The sequence below is a fragment of the Kriegella aquimaris genome (genome assembly GCF_900103215.1).
GTDB lineage: Bacteria > Bacteroidota > Bacteroidia > Flavobacteriales > Flavobacteriaceae > Kriegella > Kriegella aquimaris.
Genome location: NZ_FNGV01000004.1, coordinates 135,862 through 158,981, shown reverse-complemented (window position 1 = coordinate 158,981; position 23,120 = coordinate 135,862). Strand labels below are relative to the sequence as shown.

21 protein-coding genes and 1 riboswitch are annotated in these 23,120 nt (G+C 41.1%); of the genes, 17 read left to right on the top strand and 4 right to left on the bottom strand.

From position 1 onward, the window contains the following. Positions 1-67: 67 nt before the first annotated feature. Together BLS33_RS10830 and BLS33_RS10825 are read right to left on the bottom strand one after the other, a co-directional pair. On the bottom strand, positions 68-433 hold the full coding sequence (locus BLS33_RS10830) for a hypothetical protein (protein ID WP_089888515.1): 366 nt from the start codon (positions 431-433) through the stop codon (positions 68-70). A 149-nt stretch (positions 434-582) separates the two neighbouring features. Then, positions 583-2,421, bottom strand: coding sequence for a Xaa-Pro dipeptidyl-peptidase (locus tag BLS33_RS10825; RefSeq protein WP_089888513.1), 1,839 nt, complete (start codon positions 2,419-2,421; stop codon positions 583-585). 195 nt (positions 2,422-2,616) lie between these two features. Here BLS33_RS10825 and BLS33_RS10820 point away from each other — a divergent pair, with 195 nt between their 5' ends. The 17 genes from BLS33_RS10820 (at position 2,617) to BLS33_RS10740 (ending at position 20,813) form a co-directional block, all read left to right on the top strand. Then, entirely contained in the window at positions 2,617-3,042 is a 426-nt protein-coding gene (locus BLS33_RS10820; RefSeq protein WP_089888511.1) for an RrF2 family transcriptional regulator, read from the top strand. A gap of 194 nt (positions 3,043-3,236) precedes the next feature. Continuing rightward, positions 3,237-3,500: a DUF2061 domain-containing protein gene (locus BLS33_RS10815; RefSeq protein ID WP_089888509.1), complete on the top strand. Its 264-nt coding sequence runs from the start codon at positions 3,237-3,239 to the stop codon at positions 3,498-3,500. 18 nt (positions 3,501-3,518) lie between these two features. Next, positions 3,519-4,142 carry a phosphoadenosine phosphosulfate reductase domain-containing protein gene (locus tag BLS33_RS10810; protein WP_089888507.1) on the top strand — a complete coding sequence of 208 codons (624 nt, stop codon included), beginning with the start codon at positions 3,519-3,521 and terminating at the stop codon, positions 4,140-4,142. Positions 4,143-4,191: 49 nt separating this feature from the next. Beyond that, positions 4,192-5,133 carry a sulfate adenylyltransferase subunit CysD gene (cysD, locus tag BLS33_RS10805; RefSeq protein WP_245731398.1) on the top strand — a complete coding sequence of 314 codons (942 nt, stop codon included), beginning with the start codon at positions 4,192-4,194 and terminating at the stop codon, positions 5,131-5,133. 128 nt (positions 5,134-5,261) lie between these two features. Continuing rightward, on the top strand, positions 5,262-6,509 hold the full coding sequence (locus BLS33_RS10800) for a sulfate adenylyltransferase subunit 1 (RefSeq protein ID WP_089888504.1): 1,248 nt from the start codon (positions 5,262-5,264) through the stop codon (positions 6,507-6,509). Positions 6,510-6,638: 129 nt separating this feature from the next. Next, positions 6,639-8,729 carry a HEPN domain-containing protein gene (locus BLS33_RS10795; protein ID WP_089888501.1) on the top strand — a complete coding sequence of 697 codons (2,091 nt, stop codon included), beginning with the start codon at positions 6,639-6,641 and terminating at the stop codon, positions 8,727-8,729. 1 nt (position 8,730) lies between these two features. Continuing rightward, a complete protein-coding gene (cobA, locus tag BLS33_RS10790; RefSeq protein WP_089888498.1) occupies positions 8,731-9,552 on the top strand; it encodes a uroporphyrinogen-III C-methyltransferase in 822 nt (273 codons plus the stop codon). A 31-nt stretch (positions 9,553-9,583) separates the two neighbouring features. Beyond that, positions 9,584-10,183, top strand: coding sequence for a precorrin-2 dehydrogenase/sirohydrochlorin ferrochelatase family protein (locus tag BLS33_RS10785; protein ID WP_089888495.1), 600 nt, complete (start codon positions 9,584-9,586; stop codon positions 10,181-10,183). Next, a complete protein-coding gene (locus tag BLS33_RS10780; RefSeq protein ID WP_089888493.1) occupies positions 10,176-11,237 on the top strand; it encodes an NAD(P)/FAD-dependent oxidoreductase in 1,062 nt (353 codons plus the stop codon). Before BLS33_RS10785 ends, BLS33_RS10780 begins: the two co-directional genes overlap by 8 nt. A 154-nt stretch (positions 11,238-11,391) precedes the next feature. Next, positions 11,392-11,509, top strand: a riboswitch (SAM riboswitch). Positions 11,510-11,619: 110 nt separating this feature from the next. Further along, positions 11,620-12,621 carry a homocysteine S-methyltransferase family protein gene (locus tag BLS33_RS10775; protein ID WP_089888491.1) on the top strand — a complete coding sequence of 334 codons (1,002 nt, stop codon included), beginning with the start codon at positions 11,620-11,622 and terminating at the stop codon, positions 12,619-12,621. A gap of 11 nt (positions 12,622-12,632) precedes the next feature. Beyond that, positions 12,633-12,992: a four helix bundle protein gene (locus BLS33_RS10770; protein WP_089888490.1), complete on the top strand. Its 360-nt coding sequence runs from the start codon at positions 12,633-12,635 to the stop codon at positions 12,990-12,992. Then, the gene (gene metH / locus BLS33_RS10765; protein WP_089888488.1) at positions 12,989-15,715 is read left to right on the top strand and encodes a methionine synthase; all 2,727 of its coding nucleotides are present in this window, start codon (positions 12,989-12,991) and stop codon (positions 15,713-15,715) included. The genes BLS33_RS10770 and metH overlap by 4 nt, the downstream gene beginning before the upstream one ends. 176 nt (positions 15,716-15,891) lie before the next feature. Further along, positions 15,892-16,845 carry a methylenetetrahydrofolate reductase [NAD(P)H] gene (metF, locus tag BLS33_RS10760; RefSeq protein WP_089888485.1) on the top strand — a complete coding sequence of 318 codons (954 nt, stop codon included), beginning with the start codon at positions 15,892-15,894 and terminating at the stop codon, positions 16,843-16,845. Between the two features lie 88 nt (positions 16,846-16,933). Next, positions 16,934-18,034 carry an acyloxyacyl hydrolase gene (locus BLS33_RS10755; RefSeq protein ID WP_089888482.1) on the top strand — a complete coding sequence of 367 codons (1,101 nt, stop codon included), beginning with the start codon at positions 16,934-16,936 and terminating at the stop codon, positions 18,032-18,034. 12 nt (positions 18,035-18,046) lie between these two features. Beyond that, positions 18,047-18,883: a head GIN domain-containing protein gene (locus BLS33_RS10750; RefSeq protein WP_089888480.1), complete on the top strand. Its 837-nt coding sequence runs from the start codon at positions 18,047-18,049 to the stop codon at positions 18,881-18,883. A gap of 173 nt (positions 18,884-19,056) precedes the next feature. Further along, positions 19,057-20,190, top strand: coding sequence for a serine hydrolase domain-containing protein (locus BLS33_RS10745; RefSeq protein ID WP_245731390.1), 1,134 nt, complete (start codon positions 19,057-19,059; stop codon positions 20,188-20,190). A 155-nt stretch (positions 20,191-20,345) separates the two neighbouring features. Next, entirely contained in the window at positions 20,346-20,813 is a 468-nt protein-coding gene (locus BLS33_RS10740) for a hypothetical protein (RefSeq protein ID WP_143017601.1), read from the top strand. A gap of 94 nt (positions 20,814-20,907) precedes the next feature. Here the strand turns inward: BLS33_RS10740 and BLS33_RS10735 are convergent, their stop codons facing one another. Together BLS33_RS10735 and gldA are read right to left on the bottom strand one after the other, a co-directional pair. Continuing rightward, positions 20,908-22,110 carry a redoxin domain-containing protein gene (locus BLS33_RS10735; RefSeq protein WP_089888476.1) on the bottom strand — a complete coding sequence of 401 codons (1,203 nt, stop codon included), beginning with the start codon at positions 22,108-22,110 and terminating at the stop codon, positions 20,908-20,910. Positions 22,111-22,162: 52 nt separating this feature from the next. Next, positions 22,163-23,056, bottom strand: coding sequence for a gliding motility-associated ABC transporter ATP-binding subunit GldA (gene gldA, locus BLS33_RS10730; protein ID WP_089888885.1), 894 nt, complete (start codon positions 23,054-23,056; stop codon positions 22,163-22,165). Positions 23,057-23,120: the final 64 nt, after the last annotated feature.

The following is a 23,120-nucleotide window of genomic DNA, read 5'->3' as shown; positions in this document are numbered from 1 at the left end:
GGTCATTTCTTTTTTTAAGTCTTAAGTCGGTATTGTTTACGGCACTTTTGAGGGTAGCAGTGGATTTTTAATGCGGTTTTACAATAAGCAAACTATATTGTATAGTTGAGTCAATTGGTACTATCCTCATCGGATAATTACCTTTTGGCTCGATTACGGGCATTCCAGAAACAAATTCATTATCCTTTTCGAGGACCGTACTATTGTGAGAATCCTTAAACATAAATTTTGGTGAATCTTTCTTTAAACGATTGGGAAAATTACTTGTCATTCCATTGCTTTTTCCGAGCATGCCTTGGTTCAAAGGTTTCCACATTTTGAAGACTGATAGATTATTCAAAGTAGAATCTTGTTGAAATAGACTTTTTTGCTGAGCAAAACTCGGAGAAGTCAAGAAAGAAAGTAACGTAATCAAGAAAAGTGAGAGTTTCATGATTTTACTTTTTCATTATGATTTTATAATGTTACAACTTCTTTATATAGCATTGGTTTACAACTGTATACGTCTAATTTTAGAAATAAAAGTATAACCCATTACTATTTTACCAATGGTAAATGACTGTCTGTATTTAGTCTCCTGCCTTATTCCACCACCTTTGTAAATGCTGCCGTACCACCAATTACAGGCAAGTCCATTGTAGTAGCGCTCAAATCAACGGTTAGTTTGGTGCCCGGTTCTGGCCATAGCGTAAATTCGCGATCACTAGAAAAGACCATAAGCCCAATCTGCTGCCCTTTAGGTATGATTTGATCGTCGGGCATCAAGTCAAACGATAGTTCGTAAAATTCACCAGGCTTTAAAGGTTCGCTTTCGGTCAAAGATTTATAGTTCTGTGGATCGGCCCAGCCCCGTGTAATGATATTGTCAGTTATTCTTGAATTTTTTTCGTCGTTCCATGGTAAAGATACCAACCACACCGAAAGGTTTGCTGCAGGTTTACTGCTTGATAACTTGATGGTAACTTTTGCGGTTCCTGAAATGTGTAGGTCTTCGCTCAAGGTCGGGGTGACATACATCAATCGATGGTCGGTGATTTCAGCTTTCGCTAAAGTAGTACCTGAAAAGGAGTAATTGTCTTCCAAGGTTTCTGTTCCAGGGTTACTGGCTTTCTCGATACCCAACCCACCAATCTTTGGGGCACCCGGCTGCAAGTGTAAGCGCACCATGGCGGCATCGGGGTTTGGGTATTCCGAATATGGTGTCGGTTGGTCTTGGGCATCGTTTTCACGAACGATCCATGCTTTAGCGTCGTTTTCGACTCCATTTTCCACTCCATGTAAGTAATGGGTAAACCAACGGTTCATGAGTTTCATGGGTGGCGGTCCGCCATGCCCGTTTTGGTGGTAGTAGATTTGGGCAGGTAATCCTTTTTCTTTGGCCGCTTTATAAATACGGTAGCTGTGCTCGGGCATTACGTTCCAATCATTGAAACCGTGTGACATAAGCAGGGCGGCCTTCATGGGTTCCATATCGTTTAGATAATCGCGCCCGGCCCAGAAATCGTTATAATCTCCGGTAATACGGTCCATGCCATTCTTCATTTCAGTATCGCGAACCGTAGCATTGTTATAGGCGCGTTTTGATTCATCACCACTATGGATAAAGTCATAAAGTACATCAATGTCCTCACCCAAATAGCCACCGGGTGATCTGATTAATCCGTTAGATCTGTAATAGTGATAATAAGAAGTATTGGGTGCAATGGGGATAATAGCTTCCAAACCCTTTACGCCCGTTGTGGCCGCGGCTAAGGGAATGGTGCCGTTATAGGAAGTGCCGGTCATACCTACTTTTCCGGTAGACCAGTAGGCTTTTACTTTTTCGTTGCCATCTGGCGTGGTATACCCTTTTGCCCGTCCGCACAACCAATCGATTACAGCTTTCGGGGCCAATGATTCATTATCACCGCCAACGGTAGGAGACCCTTGCGACAGTCCGGTTCCCGGGGAAGAAGAATGCACTACAATATAGCCTCGCGGAACCCATTTTTTGATATGGGAATTGGAAATAATCGGTCTTTCGCCGGTACGAGTTACCTCTGGGTGCAACCGTTCTTTCGCGACTGCACCCAATTCATGTTTTACATCATAAAAAAGACCATCGACAAAAGGGGCGACTCCCGCAAAATACGGACTAGAAACATAAACTATGGGTAGCTGAAGTTTTTCGCTATCGGTTTGATACGGTCGTGTTACCGACAAATGCATCCTGTCGGGTTTCTTATCACCATCGGTATCAAAAGCGGTTTCTACCCAAAGGTCGTGTCGAATCCATTTCGAGGGATCTTCGAAGGCTTCAACGATTTGGGCTTCACCATTCTTAAAAACGGGCGCGGTCTTCGAATCGGTTTGGGAATGCGCTAAAAATACGTTGGTAAAAGAAAGAACAATCAGATAGACTAGCGTACTATATTTTTTCATTGAATAAAGATTCGTTTAAAGGCACTAATGCCAGCGCTAAAGTTAAGTTTTTAAAGTGAAACTAATTCTCGTGGATGGCGACACAAAATGAAGTTGGTTTTAAATTTAGCGATGAGAAGGTCAATGAAATAAATCAATACAATTTTCAAAAGGGGCCAGACCGATTGAGTTTGTTAATTTCCCTATCTTCGCACTATGCTTTCCAAAAAGACAAAATACGGCCTAAAGGCACTTACTTATTTGGCATCAAGGTCAGAGAACTGTCCCGTTCAAATATCGGAGATTGCCAAACACGAGAACATTTCCCAGAAATTCTTGGAGAGTATTCTGTTATCCTTACGAAAAACAGGAATGCTAGGTTCAAAGAAGGGAAAAGGCGGTGGATATTATTTAATTAAGAATCCGGCCGATATTCTAATGACCGATGTAATGCGTATTTTGGAGGGACCAATTGCAATGGTACCCTGCGTCAGTCTTAATTTCTACGAAAAATGTGATGACTGTCCCGATGAGGCTACCTGTTCGGTAAACAAGCTGATGTTGATGGTGCGCGACGCCAATCTAGGGGTGTATCGAAGTCATACCCTGGCAGATATACTGGTGAAATCGAAAGGAGATTAAGGATGCTTTTGACGATTCGTAAAATTTCCCCGTTTTTTTAAAATATCCTCAAAAATGTGTGATATTTCCGAGTAATCTACTAAAACTATAGGGTAAATCTAATTTTTAAGGATTTTTAACGTCTAACTTTCGGCTAATAGTACTATTTTTGAATATCCTATTAAATCTATAGGGTATTAGAAATATACATTTAAATGATAGCCGATCAATTGATTTTAGATAGTAAAACTAGCAAAACCAGCTATAAAGACGATAAGGAATCAGAAAGCCCAAAAAGGAGTATAGTGAAATCCATTAGCTGGCGTGTTATAGGAACAATGGATACCATACTTATTTCGTGGGTCGTAACAGGAACCCTAACAGTAGCTTTTTCTATTGGTGTTGTGGAGCTTTTTACTAAAATGATATTGTATTTTTTCCATGAGCGTATTTGGAACAAAATCAAATGGGGAAGATAATTACAAAAGATAGAGAAAATGGCATTTACACAGCAACAAATAGAAGAATTGAATGCGAAGTTTGCAACGGCGACACCCAAAGAAATTATTTCATGGGCGATTACCAATGCCAAAAAAGCAGTGGTCACTACGAATTTTAGACCTTATGAAGTCGCTATTCTTAGTGCGGTGGTCGAGGTAGAAAAAGAGATTCCGGTGATTTGGTGCGATACAGGTTATAATACGCCGAATACCTACAAACACGCGGAACAGCTTATTGCCGATTTGGGCCTTAATGTCAAACTTTATGTGCCAAGACAAACGTCTTCGCACAGAGATGTTGTTATGGGTATTCCTGGTATTGACGACCCGAAACATGCTGAATTCACCGAACAGGTTAAATTGGAGCCTTTTAGAAGGGCGATGAAAGAACATGCGCCCGATGTGTGGTTCACCAACCTTAGAAAAGGGCAGACCGCCTTGCGTGATTCGTTAGATATTTTAAGCCTTAGTAAAGATGGCGTTTTAAAAGTGAGTCCATTTTATCACTATAGCGATGTTCGGTTAGATGCTTATCTAGAAGAACGGAATTTGCCCAACGAGCATAAATATTTTGATCCCACAAAAGTTTTGGAAAATAGGGAATGCGGATTGCATACCTAGTACAGGAGACAACTAAGGAATAGCATCTTAATTTGAAAAAAAATACGATTTGGAAACAACAATTATAGATACCCCAACTAAAACAGAAGGTTTGCCTAAACTTAAAATCAATGCATTAGAAAGCGAGGCTATATACATCTTAAGAGAGGTAGCAGCGCAATTTGAGAAACCTGTGCTATTATTTTCCGGTGGAAAAGATTCGATAACCTTGGTGCGATTGGCGCAAAAGGCTTTTTATCCTGCTAAAATCCCTTTTCCATTAATGCATATCGATACGGGACATAACTTTCCGGAAACCATTGAGTTCCGTGACCGTTTGGTAAAAGAATTGGGTCTCGAACTTATTATAAGAAATGTGCAAGACTCCATAGATGAAGGAAAAGTAGTGGAAGAATCCGGTAAATATGCCAGCCGAAACATGCTGCAGACTACCACACTTTTAGATGCTATCGAAGAATTCAAGTTCGACGCCTGTATTGGTGGAGCCCGACGGGATGAGGAAAAGGCGAGAGCTAAGGAACGTATCTTTTCAGTTCGTGACGACTTCGGTCAATGGGATGAAAAAAATCAACGCCCAGAGCTTTTCGATATGCTGAACGGTGAAATTGAAATGGGACAGAATGTTCGTGTCTTTCCTATTAGCAACTGGACGGAATTAGATGTTTGGAGCTATATCGAAAAGGAAGATATCGAAATACCTTCTATCTATTTTGCACATAAACGTAACGTCTTTTTGCGTGATGGAATGATTTGGTCAGCTGAAGATGAAGTTGTTTTTAGAGCGGATGATGAATTGGTCGAAGAGCGTACCGTACGTTTTAGAACAGTTGGTGATATGTCGTGTACCGCAGCCGTTTTTTCGCATGCCGATACAATAGACAAAGTAGTGGCTGAGATTCGTGAATCAAAAATTTCGGAGCGTGGTGCCCGAATCGACGACAAACGTTCAGAAGCGGCAATGGAAAAAAGAAAACAACAAGGCTACTTTTAATAGCCATTGATTAGTGTTGCCTCACGATAGAAATATCGAAGACAACAAAGGGTGTAGTTAACGAATCAAAATATAGGTTGAAAGTTTTAGTGTAATCTGAGAGCGATCGGCCGACAACAAAATACAAAATGGAAGTACTGAAAATAGCAACGGCGGGCAGTGTAGATGATGGTAAGAGCACTTTGATAGGGAGACTTTTATATGATACCAAATCATTGACCGACGATAAGTTGGAAGCTATCGAAAAGACCAGTAAGAAAAAGGGATATGATTATCTTGATTTCTCTTTGGCGACAGATGGTTTAGTGGCAGAGCGGGAGCAAGGGATTACTATCGATGTCGCTCATATTTATTTTTCTACGGCATCAAAGAGTTATATCATTGCAGATACCCCAGGCCATGTTGAGTACACGCGTAACATGGTTACAGGTGCTTCAACCTCGCAGGCGGCAATCATCCTAATTGATGCTAGAAAGGGAGTGATAGAGCAGACCAACAGACATTTTTTTATCAACAACCTGTTGCGTATCAAAGATGTGATCGTTGCTATTAACAAAATGGACCTTATTGATTTTTCCGAAGAAAAATACAATTCGATCAAAGCTGATTTTGAGGAGTTGATGAGCAAACGCGATTACCAAGATCAAAAAATAACTTTTATTCCTGTTAGCGCGTTAAAAGGAGATAATGTGGTGAATAGGTCTGAAAGTATGACTTGGTATAAAGGGCAAACGCTTCTAGAACATTTGGAAGAGTTGGATAGAAAAGATATTTTCAATGTGGGTACCCCTAGATTCCCTGTGCAATACGTTATTCGGCCCAAAACGGAAGAGTTTCACGATTTTCGTGGGTTTGCCGGTAAAGTATACGGTGGCGAATTGAGCGTAGGCGACGAAGTTGTTGTATTGCCATCAATGACCCGATCTAAAATCAAGGATATTTACTTTTACGACAAGAAATACAAAAAGGCGACCCGACGCTCTTCGGTGACCATTACTTTAGAAGATGAGGTGAATGTCAGCCGTGGTGATATGTTGGTAAAAGCTGGTGATTTACCCACGATAGACAAGCAATTTACGGCCACTATTTCTTGGATGGACTCCCAGAAATTGACCACGGGTAGTAAATATGTGCTCCAGCATGGTGTAAATAAGGTGTTGGCAAAAGTTGATCGTATTCACCATAAAATCCAACCCGATTATTCCGGTATCGATGCAGAAACCGATGCTTTAGGAATGAACGACATCGCTCAGGTTTCCTTTAAATTGAACAAGCCGATTTTTTACGATGCATTCAAAAACCACCGTACGAATGGTTCCTTTATTTTAATTGATTCCCATACCAATGCCACGGCAGGAGTAGGGTTTATTAATTAATCAGAGCAAATTGTCCAGAAAGTGGTCTTAGAAGTACAGTTTAAATTTTACCTATTCAATCTATAGGTATAATAGTCAAATAAAATAATTCATCAGACGTTTTACGTCAAGCGTTTAGAATCTCAACATATGCAAAGTTTCAGAACTGAAATAGAAAACCCGGTAGTAGCAAAAGATATCTTGGCTTTGGAAGCCAAAATACATGAGTTCAAAGAAGGTAAGTTAGACGAGGAGAAATTCCGTAGCCTACGTTTGGCGAGGGGAATTTATGGACAGCGACAACCTGGAGTTCAAATGATTCGAATCAAATTGCCTTATGGTAAGGTGACTTCCAATCAATTGAGAAGAATTTGTGGGGTATCCGACGAATATTCTACAGGACGGTTGCATATAACGACCCGACAAGATATTCAGATTCACTATGTTGATGTGAACCGCACCCCGGAATTATGGTCGCAATTGGAAAAAGACGATGTGACCATTCGCGAGGCTTGTGGTAACACCGTTCGAAATGTTACTGCTAGTGAGACAGCAGGTATCGACGTAAATGAACCATTTGATGTTTCTCCGTATGCCCATGCTTTGTTCCAGTATTTTTTAAGAAATCCGATTAGTCAAGAAATGGGCAGGAAGTTCAAAGTGTCTTTTTCGGCTAGCGACGAAGATACAGGCCTTTCCTATATGCACGATCTTGGGTTTATCGCAAAAATCGAGAATGGCGTTCGCGGCTTTAAAGTATTATTAGGTGGCGGATTAGGTTCGCAACCCCGACATGCCGATGAGTTGTTTTCTTTTCTTCCTTCCGATAAGATCATTCCGTTAATGGATGGTGTTGTTCGTGTTTTTGACAGATTTGGAGAACGAAAAAGTAGGGCAAAAGCGCGTTTGAAGTTTTTGATGAAAGACATTGGTCTTGACGGATTTAAAGTGTTGTTGGAGGAAGAGCAAAAGGCTGTACCCTATACTTCTTATCCGATCGATGCGGAAACTTATCCAAAAATTAAAATAGGCGACGCCGTTGCGCCAAAGGTTGAAATAAAAGATCAACAAACTTTTGAGAAGTGGAAGTCAACAAACCTCGTGCCTCAAAAACAAGAAGGTTTTGTAGCCATCGGAATCAAGGTCTTGTTAGGTGATTTTTATACGGACAAAGCACGGTTATTGGCCGATTTGGTCGAAAAATATGCTGCTGGGGAAGTACGAATGACCTTGCGACAAAACATATTGGTACCTTATATAAAAGAAGAGCTTGTGCCGTTTTTCTATACGGAGTTGGAAAAAATGGGATTTGTCGAAATAGGATACAATACGGCGTTGGATATTACAGCATGCCCCGGTACGGATACCTGTAACCTTGGAATCGCAAGTAGTACGGGAATCGCCGAAGAACTGGAGCGGATTATTAAAAAGGAATACCCGCACTATATTGCCAATCCCGATGTGGCCATAAAAATTAGTGGGTGTATGAACGCATGTGGGCAGCATAACATGGCCAACATTGGTTTCCAAGGGATGAGCATTCGCACCAAGAATAAATTGGTTGCGCCAGCCCTGCAAGTACTTTTGGGAGGTGGTAATTTAGGTGATGGAAATGGGCGTTATGCCGATAAAGTGGTCAAAGTACCAAGTAAACGTGGCCCTGAGGCCTTACGTTTAATATTAGATGATTTTGATAAGAATGGCAATGGCCGTTCGTATGCCGATTACTATGCCGATAAAGGACAAATGTATTTTTACGATATTCTTACCCATTTATCGGATGCCGATAATTTAACTCCAGAAGACTTCATCGACTGGGGTACTACCGAGCGCTACGAAAAGGCGATTGGCGTAGGGGAATGTGCAGGTGTCGTAATTGATCTAATAGCCACCTTATTGTTCGAGAGTGAAGAGAAAATCGAAAATGCCAGAGAAACATTTGAAGAAGGGAAGTGGGCAGCAAGTATTTACCATTCCTATTCATCAATGGTCAATTCGGCAAAAGCAATATTGACTGCCGAAAAAACCAAAACGAATACACACATTGGTATCATAAAAGATTTTGATACAAAATTCGTGGTCACGGGTAAAATAGATTTAGGTTCTTCATTTGAAGAATTGGTCCTCCAGCTAAATAAAAATGAACCTACAGAGGTATTTGCAAAAGGCTATATGGAAAATGCAAAAACCGTATTGAAGAAAATTGAAGCTTATAGAAAGCAAGAATTGGTAGAAGCATAATATGGTGCAAAGCAATATACATACCGACAAATTGGAACCAGAGACTTTTTCTGGTCGTAAAGCACGGCTGACGGTGATTGGTGCGGGTCCTGGTGATGTAGAATTGATCACACTGAAGGCAATCAAGACCTTGCAAATAGCCGATGTGGTTTTATATGATGCTTTGGTTGATGACCAATTGTTGGATTATGCTCCGCAGGCTGAACATATTTTTGTTGGCAAGCGAAAGGGGTGCTATTCCCATCGACAAGAACAAATTAACGAATTGATTGTAAGTCGGGCCAAAAGCCATGGGCATGTGGTTCGATTAAAAGGAGGTGATCCTTTCGTTTTTGGGCGTGGTGCCGAGGAAATGGAATACGCTGCAAGCCAAGGGTTGGAAACTGCGATGATTCCAGGTATCTCTTCCTGTATCTCAGTTCCTGCATCGCAGAACATTCCAGTGACAAAAAGGGGGGCAGCCGAAAGTTTTTGGGTCATTACTGGTACTACAAAAGATCATAAACTATCGCAAGACGTAAGTCTCGCGGCAAAGTCGAATGCTACCGTGGTAATTCTTATGGGGATGTCAAAATTACCACAGATCGTGGAACTCTTTAAGAAAGAAGGAAAAGCAGAAACACCCATAGCCATTATTCAAAACGGTACCTTTAAGGATGAAAAAGTAGGAGTGGGGTCGATTGCATCAATAGAAAAGGAAGTTGAAAAACAACAATTGGCCAATCCGGCTATTATTGTTATCGGAGAAGTGGTGCGTCATCGGTCCTATATGCAAGATTTAAAAAGTTTAAGCGTATTCGAAGATAATTCGGCAGGCGAATAATGCTGTTTTGATTGAAAGAAAGAAGCAAATAATGACAGAAAGGAACAACTTATACCCCATATTTCTTAAGACAGCGCAATTGAATATTCTTATTGTTGGTGGAGGAAATGTGGCGGAGGAGAAGCTTACCTTTTTGACAAAATCCAGTCCTGACGCAAAAGTAACCTTAGTATCGCCCATGTTTCGAGAGGGTACTTCAGAACTGGCAAAAAAATATGATGTTACCTTAATAACCGATACATACAGTAAAGAATATTTAAAAGGCAATCATTTGGTCATAGCGACCACTGATAATCCCAAGGTGAACATTCAGGTGTACGAAGATTGTCGGGCGTTGGACAAATTGGTCAATGTAGCGGATAATCCGCCCTATTGTGATTTTTATATGGGAGGCATTGTAACCAAAGGAAATGTCAAGGTTGCCATTTCTACCAATGGAAAATCACCTACAACAGCCAAGAGGTTGCGACAATTTTTCGAGGAAGTCATTCCCGAAGATATCGATGAAATGGTTCAGAATTTAAATGAGTATAGAAAAACAATAAAAGGTGATTTCGAGCATAAAGTGGATAAAATGAACGAAATAACCCAAAAATTGGTCGAAAAAAATAAAGAAGGTAAAAATGATTAAAACAGACATACTTATAATAGGAGCGGGCCCAACGGGATTATTTACAGTCTTTGAGGCAGGGTTGTTAAAATTGAAAACGCATTTGATCGATGCGTTGCCACAGCCTGGAGGTCAGTGTTCTGAGATTTATCCGAAGAAACCTATTTATGATATTCCGGCCTTTCCTGAAATTTTAGCGGGCGATCTGGTTACCAACTTGATGGAACAAATCAAACCTTTTGAACCAGGTTTTACGTTGGGGGAACGTGCTGAAACCCTTGATAAATTGGAAGACGGTTCTTTCGTGGTTACCACGAATAAAGGAACGAAACACCATGCACCCGTGGTGGTAATCGCAGGTGGGTTGGGTTCCTTTGAACCAAGAAAACCTCCTATTGAAAATATCACGGACTTTGAAGATAAAGGAGTAGCCTACATGATCAAAGATCCTGAGGTTTACCGAAATAAAAAAGTAGTTATCGCTGGTGGAGGTGACTCTGCATTGGATTGGGCCATATTTCTGGCTGATGTAGCTTCTGAAGTTTCTTTGGTGCACCGACGAAACGAATTTCGAGGAGCTTTAGATTCTGTTGAAAAAGCAGCGGAATTGGCTAAAGCGGGTAAAATCAAATTGTTTACCGAAGCCGAAGTTAAAAAATTGTACGGTGATGAGCACTTAGAAGCTGTCGTAGTAAAACATAACGATGCCTCTAAAGGTGAGACTTATGTGGAGGTCGATAGTTTTATACCCCTTTTCGGACTCTCTCCAAAACTCGGCCCTATAGGCGATTGGGGACTGGAAATCGAACGAAACGCTATAAAGGTCAACAACGCTAAAGATTATCAGACCAATATTCCTGGAGTCTTTGCCATTGGAGATGTCAATACCTATGAAGGGAAGTTGAAATTGATATTGTCAGGTTTTCATGAAGCCGCAGTTATGTGCCAGTTTGCCTACCAACTTATCAATCCCGGTAAGAGATATGTCATGAAGTATACCACTGTAGGAGGGGTAGAAGGATTTGACGGAAGTAAAAAAGAAGCTAAAAAGGAAGTGGTACAAAGCATATCCTGAACGCTATAAAAACCTGTCAGTTTAGAACTTGGCAGGTTTCAATCTTATCAAAAACCCAACACTTTCCTTGCTTTTGAGCAGACTGTGCTGTTACTTTGCATTTGAACCCGTCACCTATTGAGAGACAGGTTCGTGAGTTCATTAAAAAAACTGTAAGTTATCAAGAAAGGCGGAGGGATTAGACCCTGTGAAGCCTTAGCAACCCTTTGCCAAAAGAAGGTGCTACATTCTACCTGGTTTCGAATTCGTTTCGGTATCCCGGCAGATAACAAAGAGAGGCAAACTTGTCTGTCCCTATTCCTAACTTGATATATTTTACTGAAAAAAACCGTTTTGGACCTTTTGGATTTATGAGGATGATAACGGAATTGCGAACGGATACATGAAAAATATTAAAGAGATATTGCAAGAGCGTATTTTGGTGCTTGATGGCGCTATGGGTACCATGTTACAACGCTATAAGTTTACTGAAGCTGATTTTCGCGGTGAGCGGTTCAAAGATTGGAAATCTCCCTTGCAGGGGAACAATGATTTGTTGTCCTTGACCCAGCCAGAGGCCATTGCCGACGTACACCGTAAATATTTTGAGGCTGGTGCCGATATCGTAGAAACGAATACTTTTTCAAGTACGACTATTGCCATGGCCGATTATCATATGGAAGAATTGGTTTATGAGCTTAATTTTGAGTCGGCCAGAATTGCTAAAATGGTGGCTGATGAGTTCACCGCCAAAGAACCTGACAAACCAAGATTTGTTGCGGGCAGTATAGGTCCCACAAACAAAACCGCCAGTATGTCTCCCGATGTTAATGATCCGGGGTTTAGGGCAATTTCATTTGATGAGTTGCGCATTGCCTATAAACAACAGATAGAGGCTCTATTAGACGGCGGAGCCGATATTTTATTGGTAGAGACTGTTTTCGACACCTTGAATGCAAAGGCAGCGTTATTTGCAATTGAAGAGGTCAAGGAAGAACGGAACATCGATGTGCCGATAATGGTCAGTGGAACGATTACGGATGCTTCTGGAAGAACATTGTCGGGGCAGACCGCGGAGGCTTTTTTGATTTCCATATCGCATATTCCGATTTTGTCCGTTGGATTTAATTGTGCCTTGGGTGCCAATCAATTGGTTCCTCACTTGGAAGTCTTATCGAACAAGACCGATTATGCCGTTTCTGCCCATCCGAATGCCGGATTGCCGAATGCTTTTGGGGAATATGATGAAACTCCCGAGCAAATGGCAGGGCAGATCAAAGAATATATGGAAAAAGGCTTGGTAAATATCGTAGGTGGTTGTTGTGGTACTACACCGGAGCATATAACGGCTATTGCAGAATTGGTGAAAGATTATGACCCAAGGTCGTTGGTGGTTGCCGGTTAATAGTTAATTGTATGGACTATATTGAATTGGAAGTTTGGAAACAATGCAGTATACTGGTTAACAGTGTTTATGAAGCTACTAAACAATTTCCAACGGTAGAAGTCTATGGGTTAACAAGTCAGTTGAGAAGATGCGCGGTTTCAATGCCATCAAATATTGCCGAGGGTTGTGGTAGAAGAACATCAAAAGAAACTATTCAATTTTTGCATGTTTCAAGAGGTTCTAACTATGAAATGGAAACGCAATTGTATTTAGTACTGGACCAAAAATATTTGGTCCAAACTGATTTCGATTCCTCAAAGAATCAAATAATAAAGTGTAAAAAATTGATAAACGGATTTATCAACTATTATAAAAGTAGCAACAGATGATAGAGGGTAATTCAAAAATACCATCAACTGACAACGAACGACCGGCAACTAGATATTTAAAGTTGTCAGGTCTAGAGCCGTTGATCGTAACTCCAGAAAGTAATTTCGTCAATGTTGGGGAACGTACCAATGTAGCAGGTTCAAAGAAGTTTCTTCGCCTTATTAAAGAGGAAAAGTTTGAGGAAGCACTCGACGTCGCCCGCGACCAGGTAGAAAATGGTGCGCAGATTATCGACATTAATATGGATGACGGACTTATCGATGGTAAAGAGGCCATGGTCAAGTTTCTTAATCTGGTTATAGCCGAGCCTGATATTTCTCGGGTGCCCATTATGATCGATAGTTCAAAATGGGAAATTATTGAAGCGGGACTCCAAGTTGTTCAGGGTAAATGTGTGGTGAATTCTATCAGTCTAAAAGAGGGTGAAGCAGAGTTCATACACCACGCCAAGTTGATAAAGCGCTATGGTGCGGCAGTTATTGTCATGGCTTTCGATGAGACGGGTCAAGCCGATAATTATGAACGACGTATCGAGATTTCGAAGCGATCATACGATGTTTTAGTCAACAAAGTAGGTTTTGCTCCGGAAGACATTATTTTTGACCTGAATATATTCCCCGTAGCAACGGGGATGGATGAGCATAAACTGAATGCATTAGATTTTATTCGCGCCACAAAATGGGTTAGGGAGAACTTGCCCTATTGCAGTGTCAGTGGAGGCGTCAGTAACGTTTCGTTTAGTTTTAGGGGCAATAACCCCGTTCGGGAGGCGATGCACTCCGTGTTTTTATACCATGCGATTAAAGCAGGTATGAACATGGGTATTGTAAATCCGACGATGTTGGAAATCTATGACGATATTCCAAAAGATTTATTGGAAATGGTCGAAGATGTTATCCTCAATCGAAGGGATGATGCTACCGAGCGATTGCTTGATTTTGCCGAAAGCGTCATTGGTAAGGCCAAGGAAAGTAAAATAGACCTTTCATGGCGAGAAGAACCGTTACAAGATAGAATTACGCGTGCCTTGGTCAAAGGTATTGATCAATATATTGTTGAAGATGTTGAAGCTGCCCGGCTCAGCGTTGACAAACCTATTGAGGTTATCGAAGGGCATTTAATGACGGGAATGAACGTCGTTGGCGATCTTTTTGGTAGTGGAAAAATGTTTCTTCCCCAAGTGGTGAAATCGGCCAGGGTAATGAAAAAGGCCGTAGCACACCTTTTGCCCTATATAGAGGAAGAAAAATTAAAAAATCCTCAAGAGGGCGATGATCAGGGCAATGGAAAGATTTTGATGGCGACCGTTAAGGGAGATGTTCATGATATCGGAAAAAATATTGTAAGTGTCGTATTGGCTTGTAATAACTACGAGATTGTAGATTTGGGTGTGATGGTTCCACCCGAGAAAATCATCGCAGAAGCCATAGCGCACAATGTCGATGCCATAGGTCTGAGCGGGTTAATAACACCCTCACTGGATGAAATGGTACACTTGGCCAAAGAAATGGAGCGACAAAATTTTAAGGTTCCGCTATTGATAGGTGGGGCCACGACGAGCAAGGCGCATACTGCCGTCAAAATCGACCCGCAGTATAAGAATGCAGTGGTACATGTAAACGATGCCTCGCGCGCGGTCACCGTAGTGGGAGATTTGCTACAAAAAGAAACATCTACGGCATACAAAGCTTCCGTTAAGACAGATTATGAGGAGTTTAGAAAACAGTTCGCAAAACGCGGAAAGCATAAGGAATACCGTACTTTGTCGGAAGCTAGAAAGAATAAGTTCAAGATAGATTGGGATATCGCCACAATAGTAAAACCAAACCAACAGGGTATTCAGGTTTTGGAAGATTTTGAGCTACGGAAACTGGAAGATTTTATTGATTGGACGCCCTTTTTTAGAAGTTGGGAGTTACACGGTAAATATCCGGACATTCTCACGGATGATATCGTGGGCGAACAGGCCACGGAACTTTTTGGAGATGCCCGCAAGATGTTACAACAGATATTCGATGAAAAATGGTTGAAGGCAAAAGCCGTTTTCGGACTTTTTCAAGCGAATACGATCAATGATGATGATATTGAGGTAGTTTCGGGTGAGAATACTATTATTTTTCGAACACTGCGCCAGCAATTGAAAAAGCGCGATGGCGTGCCGAACACGGCGCTGTCCGATTTTATAGCGCCCAAAGAATCGGGGCCAGTGGATTATATGGGGTTTTTCTGTGTCTCGACAGGTTTTGGAACCGATGAGGTTTCCGAAAAATATAGAAAAGATCTTGATGATTATAATTCGATTATGGTCAAAGCCTTGGCCGACCGATTGGCCGAAGCTTTTGCCGAGTATTTGCATAAACAAGTACGAACAGAACACTGGGGCTATGCGAGCAATGAAGATTTGACGAAAGAAGATTTGATCAAAGAGGCCTACAAAGGTATTCGGCCTGCACCGGGATATCCCGCATGTCCCGATCATTTGGAAAAACTGACCATATGGAAACTCTTGGGGGTAAAGGAGAAAATCGGGGTCGAACTGACCGATAGTCTGGCGATGTGGCCCGCAGCTTCGGTTTCAGGTTACTATTTTGGAAACCCCGAAGCCCGGTATTTCGGACTAGGAAAAATAAAAGAAGACCAGGTGAAGGATTTCGCCGATAGAAAAGGAATTTCCTTTGAGGAAGCGGCCAAATGGCTAGCGCCGAACATTGCGGACGATTAATTGAATCAATAAACTGGATTCAAATGAAATTGCGTTAGGGATAAAAGCGGCATCTTTTTACTGTGATTCAGTGCAAAATGAGCGCACGGAAAAGGGAACAGTAAAAAATAGAGCGGATAGCCCGCCCGAACGCCCAAAAAGAAAAATTAATAGATACTGATAGAAGTTCAGCATACATGAAGGTAACCGACCATATTACGAAAGCGAACGGAAAAACATTGTTTTCCTTTGAGATTATTCCACCGGTAAAGGGCAGGAACATTCAAGAATTGTACGATAATATTGATCCGTTGATGGAATTCAACCCTCCTTTTATTGATGTGACTACATCACGGGAAGAGTATGTCTATATCGATCGCGACGGATTACTGGATAAAAAAGTAACACGTATGCGCCCGGGTACCGTGGGTATATGTGCCTCGATCAAACACAAGTATGATGTAGATACCGTGCCCCATGTTCTGTGTGGAGGTTTCACGAGGGAAGAAACGGAATATCTATTGGTCGACTGTCATTATTTAGGAATCGAAAATGTGATGGCACTTCGGGGAGATGCCATGAAAGAAGAAAAATATTTTCAACCGACCAAAGGCGGACACCCTTACGCTTGTGATTTGGTAAAACAAATTGAGGCCCTCAATTGTGGGCGCTATTTGCATGAAACCGTAGAACGGGATAATTGTGGCGATTTCTGTATCGGTGTTGCAGGCTACCCCGAAAAGCATTTAGAAGCGCCATCGTTACAATCTGATTTAAAAAGATTAAAGGAGAAAGTAGATGCCGGTGCCGATTATGTTGTGACCCAAATGTTTTTTGATAATCAAAAATATTTTGAATTTGTAGCAGCGGCAAAAAATATGGGGATTGATGTACCCATTATTCCGGGTATTAAACCGATTGCCGTCAAGCGGCATTTGCAATTGCTACCCCAGGTTTTTCGTATCGACTTGCCTCAAGATTTGATAGATGCGGTCGATAGTTGCGCTACCAATAGAGACGTGCGCCAGGTAGGCATAGAATGGGCAATACAACAGTCGAAGGAGTTGAAGGCGGCCGGGGTTCCCGTATTACACTATTACTCGATGGGTAAATCTGACAATATTAGGGCAATCGCCAAAGAATTGTTTTAATAAATACGGGTCAAGTAGACGGGTTCCCAATTTTTTTGGTCGCCCCCGAGAGGTCAATTAATAACTAATTTAGCTACTTTTGCGCCCCATGAACCCAAGGTTGTTTCCCATCTTTCTGTTTTTGGCATCTTTCTGTTTTTCTCAGGAAACAAGTTTTCCAAAAAAGCATACGGTTGATCTGAGCCAGTTCTATGGTTCAGTACTATTGCACAATTCCGATATTTCACATTTGATAAATGCCCACCCTGCTGGATTCATTTTAGGATATAACCGCAAAACCTACGGTTCTAAACCATGGCAGCGGTTATACAATTATCCAGATTTAGGGTATTCTTTTATTTATCAGAACATGAACAATGGTACCTTAGGAGCCAATTACGGTCTCTTTGCCCATTTTAATTTCTATTTTCTTAAAAGGAATCTGCAATTTCGAATCGGTCAAGGAATTAGTTATAACACTAATCCCTACGATAGGATCACCAATTTTAGAAATAATGCCTACGGGTCCCATTTTTTGAGCTCTACTTTTCTAATGCTCAATTATCACAAAGAAAATATTTTTAAGGGACTTGGTTTTAAGGCAGGCATTTCGATAATTCATTATTCGAATGCGAATTTTAAGGCCCCCAATACATCGACTAATACCTTTGCCCTAAATGCGGGACTCGTATATGATCTTGATGGAGGGAAATCCGTTGAATATTTACCGACTGCCAAACCCGAAAAGGTGGTAGAGCCGATTCGCTATAATCTGGTATTTCGAACAGGTCTTAATGAAAGTGATGTTGTTAACTCGGGGCAATACGGTTTTGTAGTGCTTTCAGCTTATGCCGATAAAAGGGTAGGGAGAAGAAGTGCCCTACAGTTGGGTGCCGATGTGTTCTTTTCCAATTTCTTAAAGGAACTGATTCGCTACCAATCAATCTCCTTTCCAGAAAATGGAGTTTCTACGGATGATGATTATAAACGTGTCGGTTTATTTGTCGGCCATGAGTTATTTATTAATAAATTGAGTATTGGTACTCAATTGGGCTACTATGTTTATTATCCTTTCGATTTTGAAGGGAAAATGTATAACCGGGTCAGCTTAAAACGGTATTTCGGAAAAAAAGTATTTGTGGCCGTGAGTTTGAAGTCACATGGGGCTGCTGCGGAAGCTGTTGAATTTGGGTTGGGCATACGCTTGTAAGATCGAGGTCGAATGTTGAAAGTAAAAAAGTTAAAGGTGTTAAAATTTGGAACAGGGAATTTGAACCTTGTGGCGATTTCCAATCGCCACAAACTCATTTCCACCAAAATAATAATCGGTTGGTTAAGCCTTTTTTTATGGGGCTGTAATTCTGAGAATGCCCCCGATTGTTTTCAAAATTCAGGAGATATTGTCCGCATGGAAATAGCGGTGCCGGACTTCTCTCAAATTACAGTTTTTGAAAAAGTGGCGTTGATCTTAAAAGAAGGAACCGAACAAAAAGTTGAAATTGAAAGTGGTGAATTTCTTATCGAGGGAGTTAGCGCCGAAGTGCAAGAAGGTCGTTTGCTACTTCGAAATGATAATGGATGTAATCTTCTTCGTGAATATGACCTGACGAAAGTATATATCACTTCACCCAATATTACCGAAATACGCAGTAGTAGTGGTTTGCCTGTCGAAAGTGAAGGTGCACTTGGTTACCCATCTTTGATGCTGATTTCAGAGAGTTATGTAAATACCGAATCGGAAACCACCGATGGTGAATTTGATTTACAACTCGCCTCCGAAAATGTCAGTATTGTGGTGAATGGCATCACTTATTTTAAATTGGCAGGAACCACTGAAAATTTAAATATCAACATTGCCGCAGGTGATTCTCGAATAGAGGCCGAAAGTTTAGTAGCTCAAAACATTATCTTGAACCACCGGGGCACCAATGATGTGCTGATCAATCCACAACTATCTTTAAGTGGCGTAATACGCGGTACCGGTGATGTTATCAGTGTGAGCCGACCACCTGAAATTAATGTAGAGGAGCTGTTCAACGGGAGGTTGATTTTCAAGTAATGTCTTCAAGACGAGCCTATGGAAAGTTAAACCTGCCTAATAATGACGACGACGAAGTGATACGTAACATTGTGTGGGCGTGGCAGAGGCTTAAAGTTGGTCAAAATACGCTGGAGAATAAATTTAACAGATTGCCAAGCTATAGACTTGCCGCAGGCAAGTTGTAGCTCGCAATGAAGGAACACATGAACCCGATCCAAAAATATCTTAAAAACCTCTTTGCCAAAAAACGAGTTTTGGGAAACGATGCAAAACTGACTGGTTTAGCGAAGGCGGATGCCATCTTGACTTCATTGGTCAATGAAGAAAAGGTGCCCGGCATTTCTGTTACGGTATTAAAAAAAGGAGAGATAGTACTTCAAAAGGGCTATGGGCATGCCGATTTGGAAAAGAAGATTCCAGTTCATCCTAAAAAGACTATTTTTCGAATAGCAAGCGTTTCCAAGCCCATTGCAGCCACCGCCTTGGCACAGATGGTAGCGGATGGCCAAATTGATTTGGACGCCTCTCTCTATACCTACGTGCCTTATTATCCAAGGAAAACCTATGATTTTACTATCCGGCAATTGGCGAGTCATACGGCCGGTATTCGAGGCTACCGAGGAATAGAGTATGGCTTGAATAAACCCTATTCCATCAAACAAGGCATCAACGTTTTTAAAGATGATGATTTACTTTTTGAACCGGGAACCGATTATTTTTATACTAGCTACGATTGGGTTTTGATTTCCTTGGCGATGCAAGAGATAAGCAGAATTCCTTTTGAAGACTATGTACGGGAAAAGGTATTGTCGCCTTTAGGAATGAAAAACACATTTGTCCCAAATGTCAATTTGGGTACAGTAGAAGGTTTTTCGGATGGGAAAGCGGCCTCGAATACACTCGATCTCACAGCATTCTATTCCAAAAACCGTAAAGGGTTTCGAAAGGCTATTCCCGTCAACAACTTTTTTAAAATGGCCGGTGGTGGATACCTATCTACTTCTGATGATATTGCCAAATTTGGTCAAACGTACTTGGATGGGAAAATTTTATTCGAGAATGTGCTATCGCAATTTTTGACATCCGTGGTAGTTAAAGGAACTCCGACATATTATGGACTCGGTTGGCAAGTAAGTCAAGATAAAAAGGGTAGGCCCTTTTATGGTCATGTTGGTAACGGGGTAGGGGGGTATTCCAATTTTTTTGTATATCCAGAACAACAAATGGTATTTGCTATTTTAGTGAATTGCACATCTCCTAATATTCAAATGGAATTGGATGAGGTAATCGACACGCTACTGGTATCCTGTGCGGAAGAGTCTTAACAAATTTAAGCCTGTGAAATTTGACGGTCAGCCTAAGTCTCCATTGAGAAATTACTTCTCATTTTCAAGCCGATATGGGCTAAACAATACTTTAATGGAGTCAATATATCTTTGAGTGATATGTATTTTTGTTGTAAATAAAAAAATGCAGTGCTATGAAATATATAAAAATCACGTTTCTTTTCTCTTTTATCGTCTTCTCATTAACTAGTTCGTCTGCACAGGAAATTACATCTTTCCATAGTATGTGGGGCGAACATTTTTATCAGGATAAAGAGAAATTGAGTTGGAAAGAAATCAATACAATTATGACCGAGAGCCGGGCCTCTGAAATGTATTGGCAAAAATCGAAAAAGCAAATGTTCGGTGGGCTCATTGCGGGTACTGCCAATTTAGGTTCGGCCATCTGGTATCTGGTCAACGAGAATGATGACAAAGATACGACGGCTCCGATTGTCAGTTTTGCCGGCACTGCGATTATAGGCTCTATATTTTATCATTTGGCCATGAAGAATAAAAAGCAGGCCATTCTAGAGTATAATGATAGTTTAGATAAGTCAACATCCTTTCGGCTAAGGCCTACGAGCAACGAAAACGGTATAGGTTTGGCCTTGAAGTTTTAGAATTACCATTTTATTTGATTTATGCGAGTCTGAAATTTATTTTCAGTCTTTTTTTATAATTGATGCAAAGCGTAGCTGCACTGGCTTGGGCAAATCAATAATACCGCCCGATCATGGGGTGTTCTACAATGGTTTGTTTGAGTTCAAAGGGATCGATCGGACCCATCTTTCGGAAAACGATTTTGCCACCGGGCTCAATTAGGGCGGTATAGGGCAAGGCACCGTTCCATTCAGGGTCGACCGCTTCAATCAACGCATATTTATCTTTTTCCGAAAAAATATAATTGTCAAGTGCCGAAGATTTTTTTTGTAAAAAGGCCAATGCTTTATCTTTGGATTCCAAATGATCGGCACTGACCGAAACAAATTCAAAATCACGTAATTCGAACATGCGATGAATATCTATAAACTCGGGGTATTCCAATACACAGGGTCCGCACCAGGTAGCCCAAATATTAATAAGCCGTAGTTTATCGGAATCATTTTTTATGAGCTCTTTCAGGCCATTAACGTCAATTTCGTTAAGGGTTACTGTTTTTTCTTGCCATTCCTTGTTGATTTTCTTTGCGTATTGATTCTTCCAAGCCCATTTAACGGAACAACCGAAGGTCTTTGTGGTGTTTAAGGTCACGGGTTCTCCCTTTAAGGTGGCTTCGATAGCCGCTCGAATGTCATCAGCGTTACCAGTGCCCGGTTTTTCCGAGCCATCAAGGCGGCCGACATACGTGAGGATTCTCTCATTATTGAACACAAAGGCGTGCGGCGTTGCAACCGGACCATATTTTAGGGAGGCTTCATGGGTATCGCCGTCGTAGAGGTAAGGGAAATTATAACCTTTATCCTTCGCCCGAACGATCATGTCTTCGAAGGAATCGCCCAAGTCGCTATAACCGAGTTCGTTCAATAAAATACCGTTGATTGAATTGGGTGAAATGGCCACCACTTGAACGCCTTTATCCTTATAATCTTCGGTCAAGGTAATCATACGCTCTTCATAAGCTTGGGCCGTGGGGCAGTGGTTGCACGTGAAAATAATGATCAAAACATTAGACTTATTGAAATCACTTAATTTGTGGAATTTTCCATCGGTACCCGGAAGGTTAAATTTTGGTGCCTGTGCTCCTACTTTCAGCGTAACGACAGTTTGTTCGGGTACTTCTTGTGGACTAGCCTTAAAAAATGCGGTCTCCTCTTTTTGTAAAGCTTCCACGGCTTTGGTCTTTTCTTTTTGTTGCTTACAAGAGAAATTAAAAGTACATAAGGTAATTACTAGAAAATATAGCCGTAGGGTATTCATTTTTAGGAGTTTAAAACCTCTAAAAAGTAACAAAAAAATCTAAATAGACCAACTATTTTGTCAATTCAGTAAATAGGCTTTCAAGGTTTTTGTTCTTTCGACTAAGTTGTAGAGTCTTTAGTTCGTTGTCATGGGCAAAATCGAATACGGCAGGACGCATGTCATTTGAAGTGTTGAAGGTAATCTCATAGACAAACCCACCGGTGTTTTTTACGCTGACAACATTTGGTAGTTTGATTAAAAATGCCTCCTCGACCCTGTAATCAAACTCCACTTCGATCAGTTGTTCTTGGGTATCGCGGAGTGCTTCCAGTTTTTTGTCGGCAACGACCACGCCTTTATTAATGATGATAACACGATCACAGACAGCTTCTACCTCTTTCATGATATGGGTCGAAAGCATGATGGTCTTTTGTTTTCCTATTTCCTTGATGAGTTTTCTAATGTCTAATAATTGATTAGGGTCTAGGCCGGTAGTGGGTTCGTCCAAAATCAAAACTTCGGGATCGTGTAAAAGGGCGGCTGCCAGTCCGACCCTTTGTCGATAGCCTTTAGAAAGCTGTCCTATTTTTTTGTGTGCCTCAGGGGTTAATCCGGTTTGTTCGATAACTGCTTGAACATTACCTTTTTCACATTGGTATACCTCCGCATTAAAAAGAAGGTATTCTTTGACGTACATATCTAAATACAAGGGATTGTGTTCCGGTAAGTACCCCACACATTGCTGTACCTTCTTTTTTTCTGACTGAACATCAAATGAATTTACGGTAGCTTCCCCTTCATCGGCAAGGCTAGAAGTCGTTAATATTTTCATCATGGTGCTCTTACCGGCACCATTGGGTCCTAAAAAACCAACGATTTCTCCTTTTTTGATTTCAAAAGACACATCATTAAGTGCCTTTTGTGAGCCAAATGATTTGGAAATATGTTGTACCGATATGGACATAATTACATTTTTTTCAAAAATAAACAAAAACGGAAGATGGCTCTAGTTCATTATTCGCAACAAA

Excerpts from the sequence above, each read along its gene's own strand:
- BLS33_RS10755 (WP_089888482.1), top strand. The coding sequence starts at position 16,934 with ATGAACCCAAGGTTGTTTCCCATCTTTCTGTTTTTGGCATCTTTCTGT.
- BLS33_RS10815 (WP_089888509.1), top strand. The coding sequence starts at position 3,237 with ATGATAGCCGATCAATTGATTTTAGATAGTAAAACTAGCAAAACCAGC.
- BLS33_RS10800 (WP_089888504.1), top strand. The coding sequence starts at position 5,262 with ATGGAAGTACTGAAAATAGCAACGGCGGGCAGTGTAGATGATGGTAAG.
- BLS33_RS10740 (WP_143017601.1), top strand. The coding sequence starts at position 20,346 with ATGAAATATATAAAAATCACGTTTCTTTTCTCTTTTATCGTCTTCTCA.
- BLS33_RS10825 (WP_089888513.1), bottom strand. The coding sequence starts at position 2,421 with ATGAAAAAATATAGTACGCTAGTCTATCTGATTGTTCTTTCTTTTACC.
- gldA (WP_089888885.1), bottom strand. The coding sequence starts at position 23,056 with ATGTCCATATCGGTACAACATATTTCCAAATCATTTGGCTCACAAAAG.
- BLS33_RS10770 (WP_089888490.1), top strand. The coding sequence starts at position 12,633 with ATGGACTATATTGAATTGGAAGTTTGGAAACAATGCAGTATACTGGTT.
- BLS33_RS10750 (WP_089888480.1), top strand. The coding sequence starts at position 18,047 with ATGTTGAAAGTAAAAAAGTTAAAGGTGTTAAAATTTGGAACAGGGAAT.
- BLS33_RS10820 (WP_089888511.1), top strand. The coding sequence starts at position 2,617 with ATGCTTTCCAAAAAGACAAAATACGGCCTAAAGGCACTTACTTATTTG.
- BLS33_RS10775 (WP_089888491.1), top strand. The coding sequence starts at position 11,620 with ATGAAAAATATTAAAGAGATATTGCAAGAGCGTATTTTGGTGCTTGAT.
- BLS33_RS10785 (WP_089888495.1), top strand. The coding sequence starts at position 9,584 with ATGACAGAAAGGAACAACTTATACCCCATATTTCTTAAGACAGCGCAA.
- BLS33_RS10735 (WP_089888476.1), bottom strand. The coding sequence starts at position 22,110 with ATGAATACCCTACGGCTATATTTTCTAGTAATTACCTTATGTACTTTT.
- cobA (WP_089888498.1), top strand. The coding sequence starts at position 8,731 with ATGGTGCAAAGCAATATACATACCGACAAATTGGAACCAGAGACTTTT.
- BLS33_RS10830 (WP_089888515.1), bottom strand. The coding sequence starts at position 433 with ATGAAACTCTCACTTTTCTTGATTACGTTACTTTCTTTCTTGACTTCT.
- metF (WP_089888485.1), top strand. The coding sequence starts at position 15,892 with ATGAAGGTAACCGACCATATTACGAAAGCGAACGGAAAAACATTGTTT.
- BLS33_RS10780 (WP_089888493.1), top strand. The coding sequence starts at position 10,176 with ATGATTAAAACAGACATACTTATAATAGGAGCGGGCCCAACGGGATTA.
- metH (WP_089888488.1), top strand. The coding sequence starts at position 12,989 with ATGATAGAGGGTAATTCAAAAATACCATCAACTGACAACGAACGACCG.
- BLS33_RS10795 (WP_089888501.1), top strand. The coding sequence starts at position 6,639 with ATGCAAAGTTTCAGAACTGAAATAGAAAACCCGGTAGTAGCAAAAGAT.
- BLS33_RS10810 (WP_089888507.1), top strand. The coding sequence starts at position 3,519 with ATGGCATTTACACAGCAACAAATAGAAGAATTGAATGCGAAGTTTGCA.
- BLS33_RS10745 (WP_245731390.1), top strand. The coding sequence starts at position 19,057 with ATGAAGGAACACATGAACCCGATCCAAAAATATCTTAAAAACCTCTTT.